Origin of the sequence: Pandoraea sp. SD6-2 (assembly GCF_000389825.1) — a bacterium.
GTDB lineage: Bacteria > Pseudomonadota > Gammaproteobacteria > Burkholderiales > Burkholderiaceae > Pandoraea > Pandoraea communis.
In genome coordinates this window covers 1-18,155 of the sequence record NZ_KB944430.1, presented here as the reverse complement: position 1 = coordinate 18,155, position 18,155 = coordinate 1, and the positions used below count along the sequence as shown (strand labels likewise).

The following is an 18,155-nucleotide window of genomic DNA, read 5'->3' as shown; positions in this document are numbered from 1 at the left end:
CATGAGTCAACAGCCCCCACGCGCGATGTCGCGTCTGGCGTCGGGTGTGGCCGCCGCGGTGTTGCTTGCCGTGTGCTCGGCCGCCTCGGCACAGACGCCGCAGGGCGCACCGAGTATGGAAGAGCGTCTGCGCACGCAACTGCGTAGCACGACCGAGCAACTCCAGCAGGCGAAGAACGAACTGGCTGCGCTCAAGGCGGGTGGCGCAACGGCCGGCGCGCCGGGCAAGGACTCTCCGGAGGCGCTGAAGAAGGCGCTGGAGGACGCGCAGAAACAACTGGCCGCAGAGCGTCAGGCGCGCGAGCGTCTCTCGCAGGGTACACGGACTTCGCAATCGGAGGTGAAGGCGGTGGCCGATAAGGCCAACGCGCAGATTGCCCAGTACCGCAATGCCTACGACGAACTGCTCAAGCTCGCCCGTCAGGCCGATGCGCAGCGCAAGCATCTCGCCGACGAGGCCGCGGCGCAGCGTGTTGCGCTCACGATGTGCAAGGAGAAGAACGATCGTCTTTACGCTGTCGGGCAAGAGATTCTGACGGCGTTCGAGACGATGGATGTGGCGACCGTAGTCGCGGCGCGTCAGCCGTTCGCCAGCCAGGCTCGCGTGAAGTACGAACAGATCGCGCAGCAGTACGGCGATAAGCTCTATGAGGGCAAGTTCGACGAGCAGCAAGCTGCTGCCGCCATCGCCGCAAAGCCTGCTGAATCGGCAGCGGCGTCGGCACCGGCAGCATCGCAGCAATAACGCGTGTGGCGAGGGGCGTCGGTGGCGCACCTCGTCCCGAATTCGCATAACGATAGTTCGAGGATCACTGGCATGAACGAAGAGAACACGATGCAACACGACAACCACGACGCCGAGCGGGCCGGTGCGCCGACGTCTTCGCGCCCGTCGTCGTCCGCAGACATCATCACGTCTGTCACGTCCGCCCAGGTGGCCGACGCTATTCGTGCCGCCGGTTGCGCGGTGTCGGTGCAGCAAGACGATCTGGTTACGCGTCTGCACAGCGCGAGCCACGGCATCGGCTATCAGGTGCACTGGGGAAATCAGGCCGGCGCCGATCAGTATCTCGATTTCACGCTGAGCTGCCCCCTGCGGGTTCAGGGCGGCGATCTTCCCGAAGGTCTGATCAACGAGTGGCACCGCTCGCGCCGGTTCGCCCGTGTAGCCGCACACGGTGAGTTCCTTGTACTCGAGATGGACGTCATCGTGGCAGGCGGCGTTTCCCCCGAATTCCTGAATTTCTCGATGCGCCTCTGGGTCGAGATGATGGGACAGTTCTTCCTGCATCTTCGCAACTTCACGCAGCAGGCCACCGGTCAGACCGCCGGTGCCGAGGCGTTGGGCGAAGACCTTGCTGCCGTGCCGAGCGACACGCCCGCAAGCGGCGATGGGCAGGTACCGATGACGCTTAACTAAAGCGTCGCCGCGCGGCGCATCATTGCGCGTTTCTCGCCTGAGCCTCGGGAACCTCCCGCGCGCGGTTGTTTCACGTCCAGTCAGACGACTGGTTGGCCCGTAATTCGCCTGCACCCCGTGGGCGAATTACGGGTGTTTTTTGTCGACGTTCGTCATGGCCTGGAGACGCTCGCTTCCGGGGCGGTGCGGCGAGACATTGAGCGGCGATCGGTGGCACTGTCAAAGTACCGTCACAATCGATCACCAGAATTCTCAGGAATTCTTACAAATTATTTTTCGGGCCTACGGGGAAGCGGCTAACGCCTTGGCGCGTTGCCGTGAGCTTTGCCTGCCGCACAGGTCCCCCCCCCGATTTTCCCGAACGCCCGCCATGCAAAGGCCAACCGCCCGAGATGACCGCTATTGTTCGCTCCCCACGTTTGCGCTTCGCGGCTGCGAGCGCTCTGGCGGGCTGGTTGCTATGCGGCACGCTGGGCATCGGGGGCGGAAGTGCGTCAGCGGCCCCGCCGCAGGCGCAGTCGTTTGATCTCCCGGAGATGCCTTTGAAGGACGCGCTCGCCCGCTTCGATGCGCTCACGCGTATGTCCGTGTTCTACCCGTCGTCGCTGGTCGAGGGGCGGCGCTCGCATACCGTGACGGGGATTTACTCGCCGCACGAAGCCCTTGACGCACTTCTTGAAGGTACCGGTGTAATGGCCGAGGCGACTGCGCAGAACGCGTTCGTTCTCGCGCCACTGGGCACGGCGGATGTGCCGGGCGAGTCGGTGCGCAGTACTACACGCGGGGGCATCGATTACCGCGCGCGTTTGCAAGGCATGGTGTTGCAGGCGCTGTGTGCGCGGCCGTCGCTCTCGCCGGGGGAGTACCGCTTGGCAATGACGGTGCTGGTTGATGCCAACGCTCGGGTGGCGCGTGTCCGCCTGCTCGATACGACGGGAGACGGTCGCCGCGATGGCGCGATCTTGCGCCGCTTGCAAGGGCTCGATGTCGGCATTGCGCCCGTCGACACATCGCAACCGTTCGTGCTGTTGCTGGTACCCACCGATTGCCGGGCGAACGCGGCCATGTGTGTGCCATCGCCGTGCGCGGCGACGACGGAGCGATAGATGGTCGACACGCCCAGAGCGTTCCTGCGCGATCTGCTGACGCAGCGCTATGAGGACCTCAAGCGCAAGCTGACCTGGCGGCTCGGGTCGTCGGAACTTGCCAGCGATGCCTTGCACGACACATGGGTGCATCTCGACGATCGGGCCGACCGCCAGAGCGACGTGAAGAGCCCGGGTGCGTATCTCATGCGCATCGCCATGAATATGGCGTTCGACCGCGTGCAGCGCGAACGCAGGTACATGAGCGACGACGAGATCGATGCGCTCATGACCGAGTTCGTCGACCCGGCGCCCGGCCCCGCACAGACGGTGGAGGCGCGCGATGAGATTGCGCTGCTCGAACGCTTGCTTGCCACCATGCCGCCACGCCGGCGCGCGATCTTCATCGCGGTACGGGTGCACGAGATGTCCAACGAGGAGGTGGCACGTCGCTTCGGTGTGTCTGCGCGGCTGGTCGGTCTTGAGCTGAAGCGCGCTCACGAATACTGCATGGCCCACATGCCGAGGTCAGAATGAACGATCGATTGCCGATGGCGCGCGGGAAAGCCGTCTCATGGAGTGAGACCTGCCGTCTCATGCGAGAGGTGACGCCATGAGTTTGCGACCCGATGCCACGTTGCCGCCGAAGCGGCGTCTCGATGCACTTGAGCGTCATGCCATGACCTGGGTGCGGCGTATGGCGTCCGGCGAGATGACCCACGCCGATGGCGAGGCGCTGCGCGAGTGGGCGCGGCGCGACCCGAGCCATGCGAAGGCGCTGGCGAATGCGCGTCGTCAGTGGCAGCACCTGATGCAAGCGGCCCATCAGAGCGCATCGGCGGCTGCCGTGTGCCCGGCTTCGGCTCAGCAGCCCATACCGCAACGAAAGGCCGGACACGGCTTCGATCCGCGCCGTCGCTGGTGGCTGGCGGGTACCGCCGGGGCATTCGCGACCGCCGCCGGCATTGCCGCGATGGGTGGCCCGCTTGGCCTGTTTCAGGGGGCGGCCGCTTTGCATGCGGATTACCGTACCGGCACCGGCGAACAGCGCACCGTGGCGCTGGCCGGCAACGTGTCCGTCGAAATGAGCACGCGCACCAGTCTGGCGTTGCGCGCGGGCAGCACCCCCGGCATCGATCTGCTGGGTGGCGAAGCGGCGGTCGATACCACGAGAACGGCAGCACCGTTCGAGATCGTCGCGGGAGCGGGCCGCACGATTGCGCACCGCGCACGTGTGGAAGTGCGCAACGTGGCGCAGAGGGTGTGCGTCACCTGCATCGACGGCGTGGCCGATGTCGTGCATACGGCAGGACGTGTGCAATTGCGCGCGCGTCAGCAACTGGTCTACGACGAGCACGCGCTTCAATCGCTCGTGAATGTCGGCGACGGCGAGATGCCGGCCTGGCGCGACGGCTATCTGAGATTCGCCGAAGTCCCGCTCGGCGAAGTCATCGACGAGATCAATCGCTACCGTCCCGGCAAGGTCGTGTTGATGAACGACAAGCTGGCGGCGCGTCCGGTGACGGGGCGTTTTGCGATTCGCTCGCTCGACGTGGCGCTGGGTCAGATCGAGCACTCGCTGCAACTCTCCGCACACACCTTGCCGGGCGGGATCGTTCTGCTCGGGTGACCCTGCGCGCCGCGCTTCGTGGCGGCTTGACCGTGTCACGAAAGATTCAAATAAATCCTTGCCGATTGGCGCGCGCCGATCGGTCTTAGTCCCGAGAGCGTCAAGCGTTCGCATCGCTTGAACGAAAACCTGCCAGGGCCGTCGCTGGCGTTGTCGCGAGACAACGTCCCACGGCCGCACGAGACGCCAGACGGGATTGAGATGACCATGCACAAGCGCGTAGTTTCCCTACCAACTCGCACGCGGGCCAGCGCATGTCTGCCGCGCATCCGGCCGCTTGCTCAAGCCGTGGCCGTATTCGCTGCCAGTAGTGCCATGATCGGCGCAGCGCACGCGCAGCAAGCCTTCAGCAACGCGTGGTTTGCCGCGCGCGGTGCGGCGCAATCCACCGCTGCACAGACGGGCCGTCTGCCGAACGGCATGCCGGTATCGTCGCTGCAAAATCCGGGTGAACAACAGCAACGCGCGGCGCAAGCTGTTCAGAACTCCATCGCCAATCTCGCGACGGCGGCGCAAGGCATCGCTGCGATGCAGGCCGCGCAGAACGCAGCACGTCAGGCCGCCGCCGCGACGCCCGAGACCATTCCTGATGGGCTGGCCGAGGGGGGGCTGAAGGTCGATACGAATAGCCTTACCGCCGGCTGGATCAACGCGAACAAGAAGATCGCGCAGGATCGCGATGCCGCGGGCAACACCAAGGTGGCCATCCAGCAAACCGGCGAGAAGGCGATTCTGAACTGGGAGACGTTCAACGTGGGCCGTCGCACGACGGTCGAATTCGTGCAACAACCGGGTTGGGCCGTGCTCAATCGCGTGAACGATCCGCAAGCGCGTCCGAGCCAGATTCAGGGGCAGATCAAGGCCGACGGCACGGTGATGATCGTCAACCGCAACGGCATTCAATTCTCGGGAACGGCGCAGGTCGATACGCGCAATCTCGTGGTGGCAGCCGTTGGCATGACGAACGATCAGTTCAATCGCGGCATCTACGGTGCCGCAGTGTCCGGCGCTACGGTGCCGACGTTTGCGAACGATCTTCAGGTGAGCGGCTCGAGCGTGTCGCACACGGGGGCGACCGCCGACGTGACGGTGGACGCTGGCGCACGCATCAACACGCGACGTCCGCAATCGGTGACCGAAGGCGGTGGCTATGTGCTGCTGCTCGGGCGCGAAGCCCACAATCGCGGCACCATCGTCACCCCTTCGGGGCAGACGGTCGTTGCCGGCGGCGATGCATTCGTGATCCGGCGCGGTGTCGGCACCGACGGCAATCTGAACTCAAGCACGCGCGGCAACGAAATCGAGCCGAAGCTGTTGCCCGGTTCGACGGCGGGCCGTGTGAGCAACAGCGGGTTGATTCTGGCGGAGCTTGGCGACATCACGCTCGCGGCGCGCCAGATCGAGCAGAGCGGAGTGCTTGTCTCCACCACCTCGGTCAATACGCGCGGCACGATTCACCTGACGGCGAGTGGTGACAGCAATGCGCTGGTGCGCGTTGCCCCTGGCGCTCTCAATGCCATCGTGCTCGATACGTCGGGCGATGCGGCACTCGATGCACAGCGCACAACGCTGCTGGCCGAGGCCGACAAGGTCGCGGAGTCCGGGCTGTTTAACCGCCGGGATCAGTCGCTCGTGCAGATCGTTTCCTCGGGCGACGTACTTTTCGATAGCGATTCCCTCACGCTCGCCACGGGCGGTCAGATCAACGTGCTGGCGACGCGCCGTGCCATGGCGATGGAGCGTGCGAAGCTCGACGTCTCCGGTGCCGTGGGCGTGCAGGTCGCCATGTCGGCGAACAATCTCGAAGTCAACGTGCAGGGCAACGAGCAGCGCGATGCGCCGAGCAATCGCGACACGCACCTGCTCAACAACCTGACCGTCTATATCGACCGGCGTTATCTGGTGCGTGTGCCTGCGGGCACGCAGGGCTACACCACCGACCGCTGGTACACGCAAGGCGGCCTGCTGGAAGTGAGCGGGTATCTGAACACGGCGTCGCATGGCATCGGCGAGTGGGCGGCGCAGGGCGGCACGGTACAACTGGGCGGCGCGGAAGTGGTGACGCGCCCCGGTTCGCTCGTCAGTCTGGCCGGCGGCACGCTCGACGTGCAGACCGGCATGATCCGGCAAAGCTGGCTGCGCGGTGTAGACGGGCAGTTGTACCGCGTTGATAACGCGCCGGGCGATTTGCGGTACCTCGGCGTGTATCGGGGCTTCGAAGCCGAACACGCCCGGTGGGGAAGGAACACCACCGAGACGTATGCCACCCCGTTCATTGCACCGGGGCAGCGTCTGGAGAACGGTTACACGGTCGGGCGCGATGCAGGGCGATTGATCGTTTCAGGTCTGTCGGCCGTGCTCGAAGGAGATGTCGATACTACTGTCTATCAGGGCCCGCGCCAGACACAGGCCGCCGACCGAGTGCTTTACGACGGGTATCTGCAATCGCAGCTTGCTGCGCCGCGTGCCGGTCAGTTGATCGTCGGCAAGCTCACGCCCTATTACGACGACGCCTTGCTCACGCTGCGCGACAGCCCTTCGGCGATGGTGCGCACAATCAATGTCGGCGACGTTCAGGCGCTAGCCGCAGCCATTGCGCAGGGGAGTCCGCTTGACGCGCAGCGCGCGGGGAAAATCACCATCGATGCGGACTGGCTCAACCGTCAGCAATTCGGTGGTGTGAAGCTGCTGGCAACCGATGAAGTGACGCTCTCGCGCGACATTCGCGTGGCGGACGGCGGCGATGTGGGCCTGCACGCCACGCGCGTGAACATCGACGCGAACATCACGGCGCGTGGCGGTTCGATTGCGGCGGGCAACGTCGTGCAGCGCATGCTTTCTGCAACGGGCAACGGCACATGGGCCGATTCGCCCCTGACGGACCCTGCGCTTGTGGCGGGCAGCCAGTCCGTAAAGGTAGCGAGCGGTGTGACGCTCGACGCACGCGGCCTGTGGAGCCGGGCGGATGATGGCGAGGCAGGCATCCACGGTATGCCGTACCTCAACGGCGGTGGTGTCGTGCTTTCGACTACCGGGGACGTGAGGGTGCAGCAGGGCAGCACCATCGATGTCTCGTCCGGTGCCGCGCTGCTCTCGGGCGGCACGGTGCGCGGCGGTAGAGGCGGCAACGTCTCTCTGCTCGCCAACCAGTACGACATCAGCGGCAAAGGCACAGGCGAACTGCATCTTGACGGCGCGCTGCGCGCCTACGGCGTGAGCGGCGGCGGCTCGCTGACACTGAACACAGGTAACGGTGTGGTGATCGGTGACCCGACGCCGCTTGACACCTCGTCCGGCACGTTGCTCAACACGTCGCTCTTCTCGACAGGGTTTTCGCGCTACGACGTGACGGGCCAGCTTGGTGTGACGGTGGCCGATAACACGCGCCTCGACGTCACCATGCCGGTGCTGAACATCGATAAACGGGCCGCTGGCGAGGCTGTCAGCGGCAGCGACCTGTCCGGCGTACTGTCGGTCTTCCTTGCCCCAGTCTGGCAAAGCGATGCTGCGAAGGGCACCATCACGCAGCGTGGCGGGGCCGATCTCGCGCTTTCCACCGGCGCGCTGCGCAAGCGCGGGCAGCTGAGCGTTGGTGAAGGCGCTCGGATTGAAGTCGACCCGGGCCGCAGCATTACGCTCACAGGTAACGGGCAGATGACGGTGCTCGGCACGCTACGGGCAGCATCGGGCACGGTCAGCTTGTTGCCCGGTCCGTTCAGCGCAGTCGACGGGTATGACGGACCTGAGGGCACGTTCACACCGACGTCGATCTGGCTGGGGGGCAATGCCGTGATCGACGTCGCGTCACGGGCGTTCGTGGCGCAGGATGCCTCGGGCGCGATTTCCGGCAAGGTCGCTGCAGGCGGCACCATCCAGATCGGCGCGAAGTATGTGGCGGGTGCGGCGCAAGTCGAAGCGGCCGACGCGTTCGTGATCGTGCGCCCCGGTGCACGGCTCGACGCGTCGGGTACGGCCGCCGACGTCGATGTACCGGGGCAGGGACGCACGCATGTGGTCAGCAACGGCGGGGTCATCTCTCTTGCGTCGGCACGGGGCCTCTATCTCGACGGCGACATGAAGGCTGTATCCGGTGGGGCAGGTGCGGCTGGCGGCACGCTGAACGTCGTGCTGGAGACGCTCGCCTACGGTATGGTCGATCGCGTGACGTTGCGCGGCCCCATGGTGGACGATTCCGTACGTGTCGCGCACGAGATGATCGTGGCGCAAACGCAGGGCAACAGTCTGCTCTCGGAAACACTGCTCCCCGGCACGCTCGGCGGCGGGCTGACGCTGGGTAGCGCGCGCATCGGTGTGGATCGTGTGACGGCGGGTGGTTTCGACAACCTCGCGCTGTTCGCGAACGGGATGATGGATTTCGACGGCAACGTCAATCTTGCGCTCGGTCAGAGCCTTCGCCTGACGGCGAGTTCGTTCGGCCTGTCGGCGAGCGCCCCACGGGACACACAGGTCAGGCTTACGGCACCCATCGTGCAACTGGCTGGCCCGACGCGCCAGCAGTTAGACAACTACATCATTCCCAATCCGGTGAGCGGTTCGAAGAACTCCGGGCAGGGTAGCGGGATGCTCGGGGTGCCGACGCTGGCCGAGAAGGCCAAGTTCGAAGTCGACGGCGCACTCATCGATGTATCGGGCCGGATGCAGTTCGGCACAGCGGGAACCATCGAGACCAACGCCGGTACCCCCGTCAGTGTCTTGCGTGATGCCTTCGGCAACGTCGCGTTGCGAAGTACCGGTGACCTTCGTCTGCTCGACAAGACCGAAGTCTATTCGCCCGGCGACATGACGTTGGCCGCAGTGCAGATCTATCCCGGACAGAACGCGACCGCCAGGATTGTCGTGGGGCAGCGCAGCTATCCGAGCGATTGCTGTGTGCGTCAGACCATGCTGGACCCGGATCGTGTGCTGACCTTCGAGCGGGTTGGCGACACGCTGGCACCTCAGCCGTACTCGTTGTTCGGCAGGATGACCTTTATGGCGGGGCAGATTCGTCAGGGCGGTGTGTTGCGCGCCCCGATGGGAGGTATCACCTTCGGTTCGCTGATAAACACGGAGGCCAACGGCATGCTTCATCTGTTGCCGGGTAGCGTGACGTCTGTGAGTGCAAACGGACTGGTGATGCCCTATGGCGGCACGCTCGACGGATTGAGCTATCTCAACGCATCCGCCGACGCGGTGTACGCGCTGGCGGGCGGCGGACCGTCGGTGATCGTGTATAGCCATTCGCTGGCTGTGGAACCGGGCGCTGTCATCGATCTGTCGGGCGGGGGCGAAATTCGCGGTGCGGCCTTCCTGACCGGACGTGGCGGCTCCACCGACGCACGTTTCGCGCCACTCATGCAAGTGGTGCAGACCGGCACGAAGGGAAGTTTCCGTCTGCCGTCGCTCTCATCCAATCCGGTGTACGCGATCGTGCCCGGCGCGCAACCGGCCTATGCGCCTGTCGTGAGCGAGAACGGTGCCGGTGCGCCGCTCGCCGGGCAGCAGATCACCATCGGCGCAGGCGTGCCGGGACTGCCTGCGGGTACCTACACGCTGCTGCCGTCGACGTTCGCGTTGCTGCCCGGCGCATATCGCGTCGAATTGCAGACGCAGACTGTGTCTCAGGCAGGGCTGGCGCCGGTCGCGATGCGCAACGGATCGCTGACGCTTCCTGCGCAATTGCGTGTGAACAACACCAGCATTCGCAATGCCACGCCGACCCAGGCCGTGCTCACGTCGGCGGATGTCCTGCGGACCTACTCGCAGTACAACGAGATGAGTTACGCCGACTTTGCGCGTGCCACGAGCGGGCGCGTCGGGGCTCCCCGTGCGTTGATCGAGGCAGATGCCAAGCGTCTCGATCTCAATTTCCTGTCGGATAGCTACCGGGGCAAGATTGGCAACGCCCCCGCGTTGCGATTCGAGGGCACGGCAAACGTTGCACCGGCCAAGGGTGGCTACGGCGCGAGTCTGCTCGTCAGTGCCGACAACATCGAAATTCTTGGGGCCGGTGCGACACCTCGGCAGGGCGACACCACGCTGACTTCGCTCAGGGCTGACGATTTGAACGCGATCGGTGCGGCGCGCATCGGGATCGGTGCATTGCCGGTAGTCGCCAGCGATAACTCGCAGTCGATTCTCAATGCCACGACGGCAGGGTTCGGCGGCAAGACGAATAACGTGGTGCTGCGCGGCGGCGCCATGCTGCGCGCCAGCGAAGTCTTCCTCGTGACGACTACGCCGACCAAAGGCATCACCATCGAACAGGGCAGTGGCATCAATACGCTCGGCTACGGCATGCCGATGTGGGATTCCACGATGGGGTATACCTACGCACCGGGGGCGTCGGGTGTGCTGGCGGTGTCCAATGGGCGGCTCGCAATGCTCGCACCGATGCCTTCCAATCCGGGCGATTATTCCGGGGCGGGATACATCGACCTCGGCGTCTGCGCGGCGGGTGCGACATGCGCAGGTGAAACGCTGCTGCTTTCCGAAGGTTCGATTGCGGTGGCGACCGACAAGCGGTTCACGATCACCGATGCCGTGCGCTATGGCACGCGTCAGTTGTCGCTCGCCGTCGGCCGGGTCAACGTCGGCGAGCAGGCGTCGCTCGACGCACTCGCGGCGTCCGGACGTCTGGCGGAAGGTCTCACGCTCAACCAGACAGTGCTTTCGCGACTGATGCGTGGCGACAGGCTCTATGGCGCGCCCGCGCTGGAAAGCCTGACTCTTATCGCCCGCGATTCGATCAACTTCTACGATTCTGTCGAACTCTCGACCATCGACGCAGCGACGGGCAAGTCGACCATCGATGCGCTCGTGCTGGGCACGCCCGCGATCTTCGGATACGGCGCGAGCGATGCGATCGCACGCATTCGTACCGACCGGCTTGTATGGACCGGTTCGAAGTCGCCGGCGGGGGCCATCGTCGCGGGCGGGGCAGGCACCGGCAGCGGACGGCTGTCCATCGATGCGCGTGAGATCGAGTTCGGCTTCGGGGCAGCCACGCAGCGCGACGTCAACCACGACATGAACCGTATGACTGTCGGTTTCTCGACAGTCGAGCTCAACGCCAGTGAGCGCGTGAGTGCCAACCAGAAGGGCAGCCTGTCCGTCTATCGCTCGCAAAACGCGTGGAACGATCAGAAGCAGGATTTCGATTACAGCGGTGGCGACATCGTCATCGATACGCCGCTGCTCACCGGCGCGGCGGGGTCGGTGAACCGTTTCATCGCGGGTGGCAATGTGTCGGTATCCAACGCCAGTGCGCGTGCGAAACCCGTGATCGACAATGCCATGCTGGTGGCCGCACTGGGTGCAGAGGTTGGGCTGACGGCGGGTGGCGCAGCCACCGTCGACACGAATGTCGTACTGCCGAGCGGCCGCCTGACGGTGGCCGCACAGGGTGACGTGATGCTCGGTGACGGCGCACAAATCGATCTGGCCGGACGTAAGCTCGATTTCTTCGACACTAGCAAATACAGTTGGGGCGGCGATGTGGGGGTGTCGAGCGCGAACGGCAACGTGCGCCAGGCTGCCGGGTCGCGCATCGATCTGTCGGCGGTGGAGAACCGGGCGGGCAAGCTCACGGTAGCCGCATTGGCGCCGACGGGCGGTGTTGTGTCGATGGCCGGCAAGCTGCTCGGCAGTGCCAGCGGGCGCTACGACGCGGGCGGCACGTTTGTCCCGTTCACGGCAGGCGGCGTGGATATTCGGGCACAACGCATCGACGACTTCGCCGCGCTCAATGCGCGTCTGACCGAAGGCGGCGTCTTCGGCAGCCGCAACTTCCAGATCAAGCAGGGCGATCTCGTCATTGGCGACGAACTCAAGGCACGTGAGATCACGCTGTCGATCGACGGCGGGCGGCTCGATGTGCTCGGACGCGTCGACGCGAGCGGCGCGCAGGTAGGCACGATTCGCCTGTCGGCGCGCGACGGCGTGACGGTCGGCGGCAACGCGGTGCTGGATGCGCACAGCACGACGTTACGCCTGGACAGTTACGGTCAGCCCATCGAGGCGTCCAACCGTGCGGTCATCGAGATCAACGGGGATCAGGGGCGGGTAGTGCTGGCCGATGGGGCGCGACTCGACGTGCGTGCCGGCACGAACGACAAGAATGGCGCTTCGCTCTCGGCAGGCACGGTCGAGATTAGTGCCAAACGGTTGGGCGGTGCGAACGAGGCGCTGGGCAACGACATCGCCATCGACGCGGGTGGCAACGTGGTGATCGACGGTGCGCGCTCCATCACGGTCAACGGAATGTTCCGCGACACCCATGCGCCGGCGGGCACCGATGTCGCCGTGGACGGCCGACCGTATCAGGTCGTCAGTCAGGCTTATCTGGACACGCTTCACGGGCAGAACGAGACGTTCATGTCGAACGCGCTGGCCAACGGCGCGTTGCTGGCCCGTCTGGCCGGATTGCGCCGCTACACCGACGCCTTCCATCTGCGCCCGGGTGTCGAGATCGTCAGTGCGACGCCCAATGGCGATATTCACCTCGACGGTGACATCGACATGTCGCGCTATCGTTACGCGAGCCTGAATCCGAATACGCAGAAGACCGGTGTCTGGGGCAGCGGCGAAGCGGGCGCGCTGACGATCCGCGCCGGAGGCAATCTGAACGTCTTCGGCAGCCTGACCGACGGGTTCGATACCAGCAAGCTCACGCCGAACGTCGACAACAAGGGGTGGGTGCTGATCAGCGGAAAAGCGGGGTGGGGCGGCGATGCCGTGGTGCCGGTGGGCGGGCTGGTGACGCTCGCCGCTGGCACCGTGTTCCCGGCGGAGCGCAAGCTCAACTTCGACGTGCAGGTCGCGGCAGCGAAGCTGCCTGCTGGCACGCGTCTGCCTGCACGCGCAACACTTGGCGCAGATCTCACGCTGCCTGCCGGCACCGTGCTCGGAGCCGCCGTGCGCGATGCGGCGGGCAACGTGGTGTATCCGGCCGGTACGGCGTTGACGTCGGCGTTGGCCTTGCATGCCGGCATGCAGCTCGATGCCGGGATGTTGTTACCCTCGGAGACGTCTGTCGGCGCGATGCGATGGCCTGCGGGCGCCGTGATGCCGGTGAACTTCAAGCTCGCGGTCGATGTGCCGTTGCGCAAGGGTGCGATCATCCCGGCCGAGACCGACGTCAAACTGCCAGGGGATGTGTTGTTCGTCAATGTTCGCCCGGCGGATGCCGACGGCAATCAGGGACAGCTCCACGCGATTGCGCCGATGCTTCAGGCGGGCTCCGCATCGTGGTCGCTGCGACTGGTCGCCGGGGCCGATACGTCGGCGGCCGATCCGCGTGCGTTGCAACCGTTAGGGTCCGATGGGCACCTGATTCTCTCGGACACTCATTACGGCATGGGCGAACTCAGTGTGCTCAGGCCAGGGACCGGCACGCTCGGTGTCTACCGTTGGGGGCCGGATGCATGGCAACTGGGCGGTGTCGAAGGCGAGATCGTGACGCAGGGCGAATTGGATGCCTGGGGCATTGCCTCGGCCGCAGATATCGACATGTGGAACGGGTACTACGACGCGTTCCACCTCGTGACGCCGGGTATTCCTGCCGAGTACGACACGAAGACGCAGCCCGCTCGCGAACCGGTCTTCAGCGTGGTGCGCACCGGCACTGGCGATCTCGACATGCTCGCGGCGGGTAACTTCACGATGAACTCGCCGTTCGGGGTCTATACGGCAGGCACACAGGCGCGCGATGTGACGAGCGCCTATAACCTCGCACGGGCCAAGCTCAAGAACGCCTCCGTGCTTGGCGCGGAAGGTGCGCCATTCGAGACATACGTCAGCGGTACGCAGAGCCTTTACACCGCGTGGTACCCGGAGCACGGCGGCAATCTGTTCGTGCGCGCTCAGGGCGATATTCGTGGCGACACGGTCGGGACGCGCGACCGGTATCAACGCGCGACAAGCTTTGGTGTGCCGCGAGCCGTTCCGGATTCCGGCAACGTGGGCAATTGGCTGTGGCGGCAGGGATCGGGCTCCGCGATTGCGCAGGGTGGCGTGCCCACTGCCTGGTGGATCAACTTCGGGACTTACACCTTCGGCAAGGAAGCCGGCTACGCGGTGTATGAATTGGCGCCGTTCCTGACCGGTTTCACCGGACTTGGCACGCTCGGCGGCGGCAATGTCGTGCTCGAAGCCGGTGGCAACGCAGGGATGCTGGAGTCACGCATCGGGGCGGGGAATTCCGACGGCACGCTCGCGTTGGCTCGCAGCGAGGGCCTGAATGTGTCGGTCGGCAGCACCGGGCGGGTATCTGCAGATGGTTCGCAGATCCAGTTGACGGGCGGTGGCGATCTCGACGTGCGTATCGGCGGCGGGCTGAATCCGGTGCGCGAAGTGCGCGCCGTCGCACCGGCCAACAGCGTCGTGAACGATTCGACGGCATGGCGCAACGGCAATCTGGCGTTGTATGGCACGTTCACGAATCTGCGTGGCGCCACGCGCATAGAGGCGGGCGCGCTTGGCGGCGTCGACACGCTATTCGGTGTTCCCGACTTGCGCGAAGCACGGGCGCGCGATGTGTTCACTGCGCAGACGGCGTTCGCGACCGGCGGCCCGACGCTGGTGCTCGGCGACTCGACCGCTCGTATCGACACGCGTGGCGATCTGGTGATCGGCGGCTACGGCGATGCCACGCGCTTGCAGCAGCGCACCAACGGCACGCCGTTCTCGGCTGCCGGTGTCAACTACGGCGGCGAGGGCCACAGTTGGTTCACGTTGTGGACGCCGTCGACCGCCATTGACCTGTTCAGTGCCGGGGGGAATCTCTCGCCCCTTACGGCCATCGCCGACAATCGCGAGGGGGCGAACTATGCGGCGACCGATGGCCGCTTCGTGTTGCCCGCGACGCTTCGTGCTGTGGCGGCGAGCGGCAGCATTTACAACGGCTATTCGGCAACGGGTATTCGCGATGCGGCCGGGGTTTCCACCATCGGCGATACTCCCGCGTTGCTGGCGCCCGAGCCTGTCAGCTCGTTGTTCAAGGTCGCTGCCGATGGCGGGGCGCTCGAGATGATTGCGGGCCAGTCGCTGCTTGGGTCCGGCTTTCCGATCAGTCGCTCGGCGGCGGATCCGGCGGCCTTGCCTACGCCGCAAAATCCGGGGTTTGCCGGTGGCGTGCGTAGCGCATGGTTTGGCCGCGTGTATCTCACGAACGTCAGACAGGACGCGCTCGCGCCGCAGATCATCACCTCCCCCGGTCAGGACTCGGCAACGAAGTTTCCGATGTTCAGCCTGACCCCGGCAACCGTGTCCGGTTATGACTTCACCGGTATTTCGCCTGCACGCTTCTATGCGCTCGCTGGCGACATCGTCGGGTTGCAGACGGGGGGCATCGACTATCGTGGCAGCATACTGCCCGCACCGGGCACCCAGCCGACGTGGTACGAGGGCAACGGCGCGGTGGCGATCCGGGCAGGACGAGACATCGTCAACTCGGGAACGCCGCTCGGCACCTATCTGAGCACCCATGCAGATTTCGCCGGGTGGAGCACCACGCCTGACTTCCAGGACCCGGTCAACAATCCGGGGCGACCGGTGAGTGCGTCGAGCGCGACGATGCGCGGCAATCTGATCGTGCAGAACTCGGCGGACGATGTTTCGGTCGTGTCGGCGGGACGGGATATTCTTTACAGCACGTTCTACGTGGCCGGCCCGGGGCTGCTGGAAGTCACGGCGGGGCGCAACGTCTTCATGGGCGACAAGGCCGAGTTGCGCAGTCTCGGCGCGCTCGCCAACGTCAAGCCGGGCGACCGGAGCAACGGGGCGGCGATTGCGGTGGCGGCCGGTGTGGGGCCGAAGGGGCTCGACGGCATCGACTTCAAGGCGTTCGCGGCTCGATATCTCGATGCGGCGAACCTGGCGGACGGATCTCGGCCATTCGCCAATCAGCCGGGCAAGGCCGTGGTCGTCTATGGCGGGGAGCTTACGCTCTCGGGATGGCTGCATCAGGAGTTTGGTTATGACGGCAATGCGGCCGGTGCCGATGCCTTCCTCGTCAAGAAGCAGACGGAACTCGACGCGGCGAGCAAGGCGGCGGGCGGCACCGGCGGTGCGGCGAAGCGTGATCTGCGCAACGAATTCGCACAGCAGAGCCAACTGTATCTCGTGAATTGGCTGGCCACACGCTTCGCTGGACGCAATGGTCTGGGCGTGCATTTCGACGCGGCGTCGATGGACGCACGTCAGTTCTTCGATGCGCTTCCGGCCGAACAGCAACGCGCGTATTTGCGCGATGTGTACTTCGCCGAGTTGCGGGCATCCGGGCGTGAGTACAACGACGCTAGCGGCCCGCGTGCGGGGAGCTATCTGCGCGGGCGCGAAGCCATCGCTACGCTTTTCCCGGGCGGCTCGACCGAGTATGACGGCAGTCTCACGATGTACAGCAGCGCGCTCTACTATCTTCAGAACATCGGGCGGGAAGCGACGACGCGTCCGCGGCCCGGCGTGAAGTATCTGACGCAGGCGCAATGGGCTGCACGGGGTAGCCCTGCGTACGACGTTCCCCACTACGAAGTGCAGGATGCCGGCATTCATACGGACTTCGGTGGCGGGGTGAGCATTCTCACGCCGGGGGGACGCATGCTCGTCGGCGTGGATGGCGGCTTCGTGCCGGGTGAGGGCTCGGGTGTGCTCACGCAGGGACGTGGCAACGTCGATATGTATGCGCGTGACAGCATCCTGCTTGGTCAGAGTCGGGTGTTCACGACGTTCGGCGGCAATATTCTGGCGTGGTCGGCGCTGGGGGATATCAACGCGGGCCGCGGTTCGAAGTCGACGGTGGTGTACACACCGCAGCGTCGCGTCTACGACAACCTGGGGCTGGTATCGCTTTCGCCGACGACACCGAACACGGGCGCTGGCATCGCTACGCTGAACCCGATCCCGGAGATTCCGCCGGGCGACATCGATCTGATTGCGCCGCTGGGCACGATCGATGCGGGCGAGGCGGGGATTCGGGTGTCCGGTAACGTGAACATCGCGGCGCTGCGGGTCATGAACGCCGAGAACATTCAGGTGCAGGGCAAGTCCGTCGGCATCCCGGCCATTGCTGCTGTGAATGTCGGCGCGCTCACGAATGCCAGTTCAACGGCGGCACAGGCTGCGGCTGCGGCACAGGATGCGGTATCTCGCGATCGGGCGTCGGCGCGGCAGAATCAGCCGTCGATCTTCTCGGTGCGCTTGCTCGACGTGGGCACGTCGAGCGATGCGACTGGCAAACCGCGTGCCGATGGCGGGCGGGCGTTGCGCTACGATCCGGCGTCGCCCGTGCAGGTGCTCGGACAGATGAATCTGAGTGAATCGCAGTCGCAGGCGCTTACGCCCACAGAGCGGAAAAACCTGATGCGCTGAAGCCGGAACGACTCCCCCCGTTGTGGGGGAGTCGTTCGGAACACGGTGAGGCGTGGCCCACGACATATAGAGAAGCTGACGGCAGGAATTTGCTGGCTCTTCAAAATAATTTCACAAAGGGCTTGCGCAGTTTGGCGAAGGTGACTAATATCTCGTCTCTCGCAACGACGGCGACGCAGCGAAAGCGGCGAAGCGGATTGGGGCGACGGGCTGGAAAGCCCGGTGGTCAGAGGGTTTGGCGCTTGTGAGTTGCTGCGGCGACGAGCGAAGAAAGCGAAAAAAACTGTTGACGACGACGAGAAGCTGCGACATAATCTCACTTCTCTGCTGCTGATGCAGCGACGCAGAAAACGAAGCGACGGCGCGGTAAGTGTGCGACGAAGCGAAGTTAGAAGCGATTGATCTTTAAAAATTAAACAACCGATAAGTGTGGGCACTCGATGAATGGTGCGTCTGCTACGGCAGATTAGCTTTAAATTTATTGAGGCTCACATAGTAATAGGTAAGTTAAGTAATTAACTTGTCAGCATACTTTGAGAGCGACCGGTTCGAGTGATTTATCACGAAAAACCGAAAACAGTAACAGGTTTAAACTGAAGAGTTTGATCCTGGCTCAGATTGAACGCTGGCGGCATGCCTTACACATGCAAGT

General features: G+C 64.7%; 6 protein-coding genes and 1 rRNA gene. All 7 read left to right on the top strand.

The window, feature by feature from the left end; genetic code table 11:
* The first annotated feature begins 1 nt into the window (after window position 1).
* Window positions 2–745 (top strand): hypothetical protein, encoded by a 744-nt coding sequence (locus C266_RS07460; RefSeq protein ID WP_036662018.1) that lies wholly within the window; start codon window positions 2–4, stop codon window positions 743–745.
* Window positions 746–817: 72 nt separating this feature from the next.
* Window positions 818–1,420 carry a YbjN domain-containing protein gene (locus tag C266_RS07455; protein WP_010808891.1) on the top strand — a complete coding sequence of 201 codons (603 nt, stop codon included), beginning with the start codon at window positions 818–820 and terminating at the stop codon, window positions 1,418–1,420.
* 392 nt (window positions 1,421–1,812) lie between these two features.
* Complete coding sequence (locus tag C266_RS07450; protein ID WP_010808890.1) at window positions 1,813–2,526, top strand: STN domain-containing protein; 714 nt, start codon at window positions 1,813–1,815, stop codon at window positions 2,524–2,526.
* Entirely contained in the window at window positions 2,527–3,042 is a 516-nt protein-coding gene (locus tag C266_RS07445; RefSeq protein WP_010808889.1) for an RNA polymerase sigma factor, read from the top strand.
* 76 nt (window positions 3,043–3,118) lie between these two features.
* On the top strand, window positions 3,119–4,135 hold the full coding sequence (locus C266_RS07440) for a FecR family protein (RefSeq protein WP_010808888.1): 1,017 nt from the start codon (window positions 3,119–3,121) through the stop codon (window positions 4,133–4,135).
* A 207-nt stretch (window positions 4,136–4,342) separates the two neighbouring features.
* The gene (locus tag C266_RS07435) at window positions 4,343–17,503 is read left to right on the top strand and encodes a filamentous haemagglutinin family protein (RefSeq protein ID WP_168162879.1); all 13,161 of its coding nucleotides are present in this window, start codon (window positions 4,343–4,345) and stop codon (window positions 17,501–17,503) included.
* A gap of 590 nt (window positions 17,504–18,093) precedes the next feature.
* Window positions 18,094–18,155, top strand: a 16S ribosomal RNA gene (locus tag C266_RS07430); the annotation flags it as partial.

What these genes read in the sequence shown, in the direction of transcription:
- C266_RS07460 (WP_036662018.1), top strand. Translation starts at nt 2, where the DNA reads ATGAGTCAACAGCCCCCACGCGCGATGTCGCGTCTGGCGTCGGGTGTG.
- C266_RS07455 (WP_010808891.1), top strand. Translation starts at nt 818, where the DNA reads ATGAACGAAGAGAACACGATGCAACACGACAACCACGACGCCGAGCGG.
- C266_RS07450 (WP_010808890.1), top strand. Translation starts at nt 1,813, where the DNA reads ATGACCGCTATTGTTCGCTCCCCACGTTTGCGCTTCGCGGCTGCGAGC.
- C266_RS07445 (WP_010808889.1), top strand. Translation starts at nt 2,527, where the DNA reads ATGGTCGACACGCCCAGAGCGTTCCTGCGCGATCTGCTGACGCAGCGC.
- C266_RS07440 (WP_010808888.1), top strand. Translation starts at nt 3,119, where the DNA reads ATGAGTTTGCGACCCGATGCCACGTTGCCGCCGAAGCGGCGTCTCGAT.
- C266_RS07435 (WP_168162879.1), top strand. Translation starts at nt 4,343, where the DNA reads ATGCACAAGCGCGTAGTTTCCCTACCAACTCGCACGCGGGCCAGCGCA.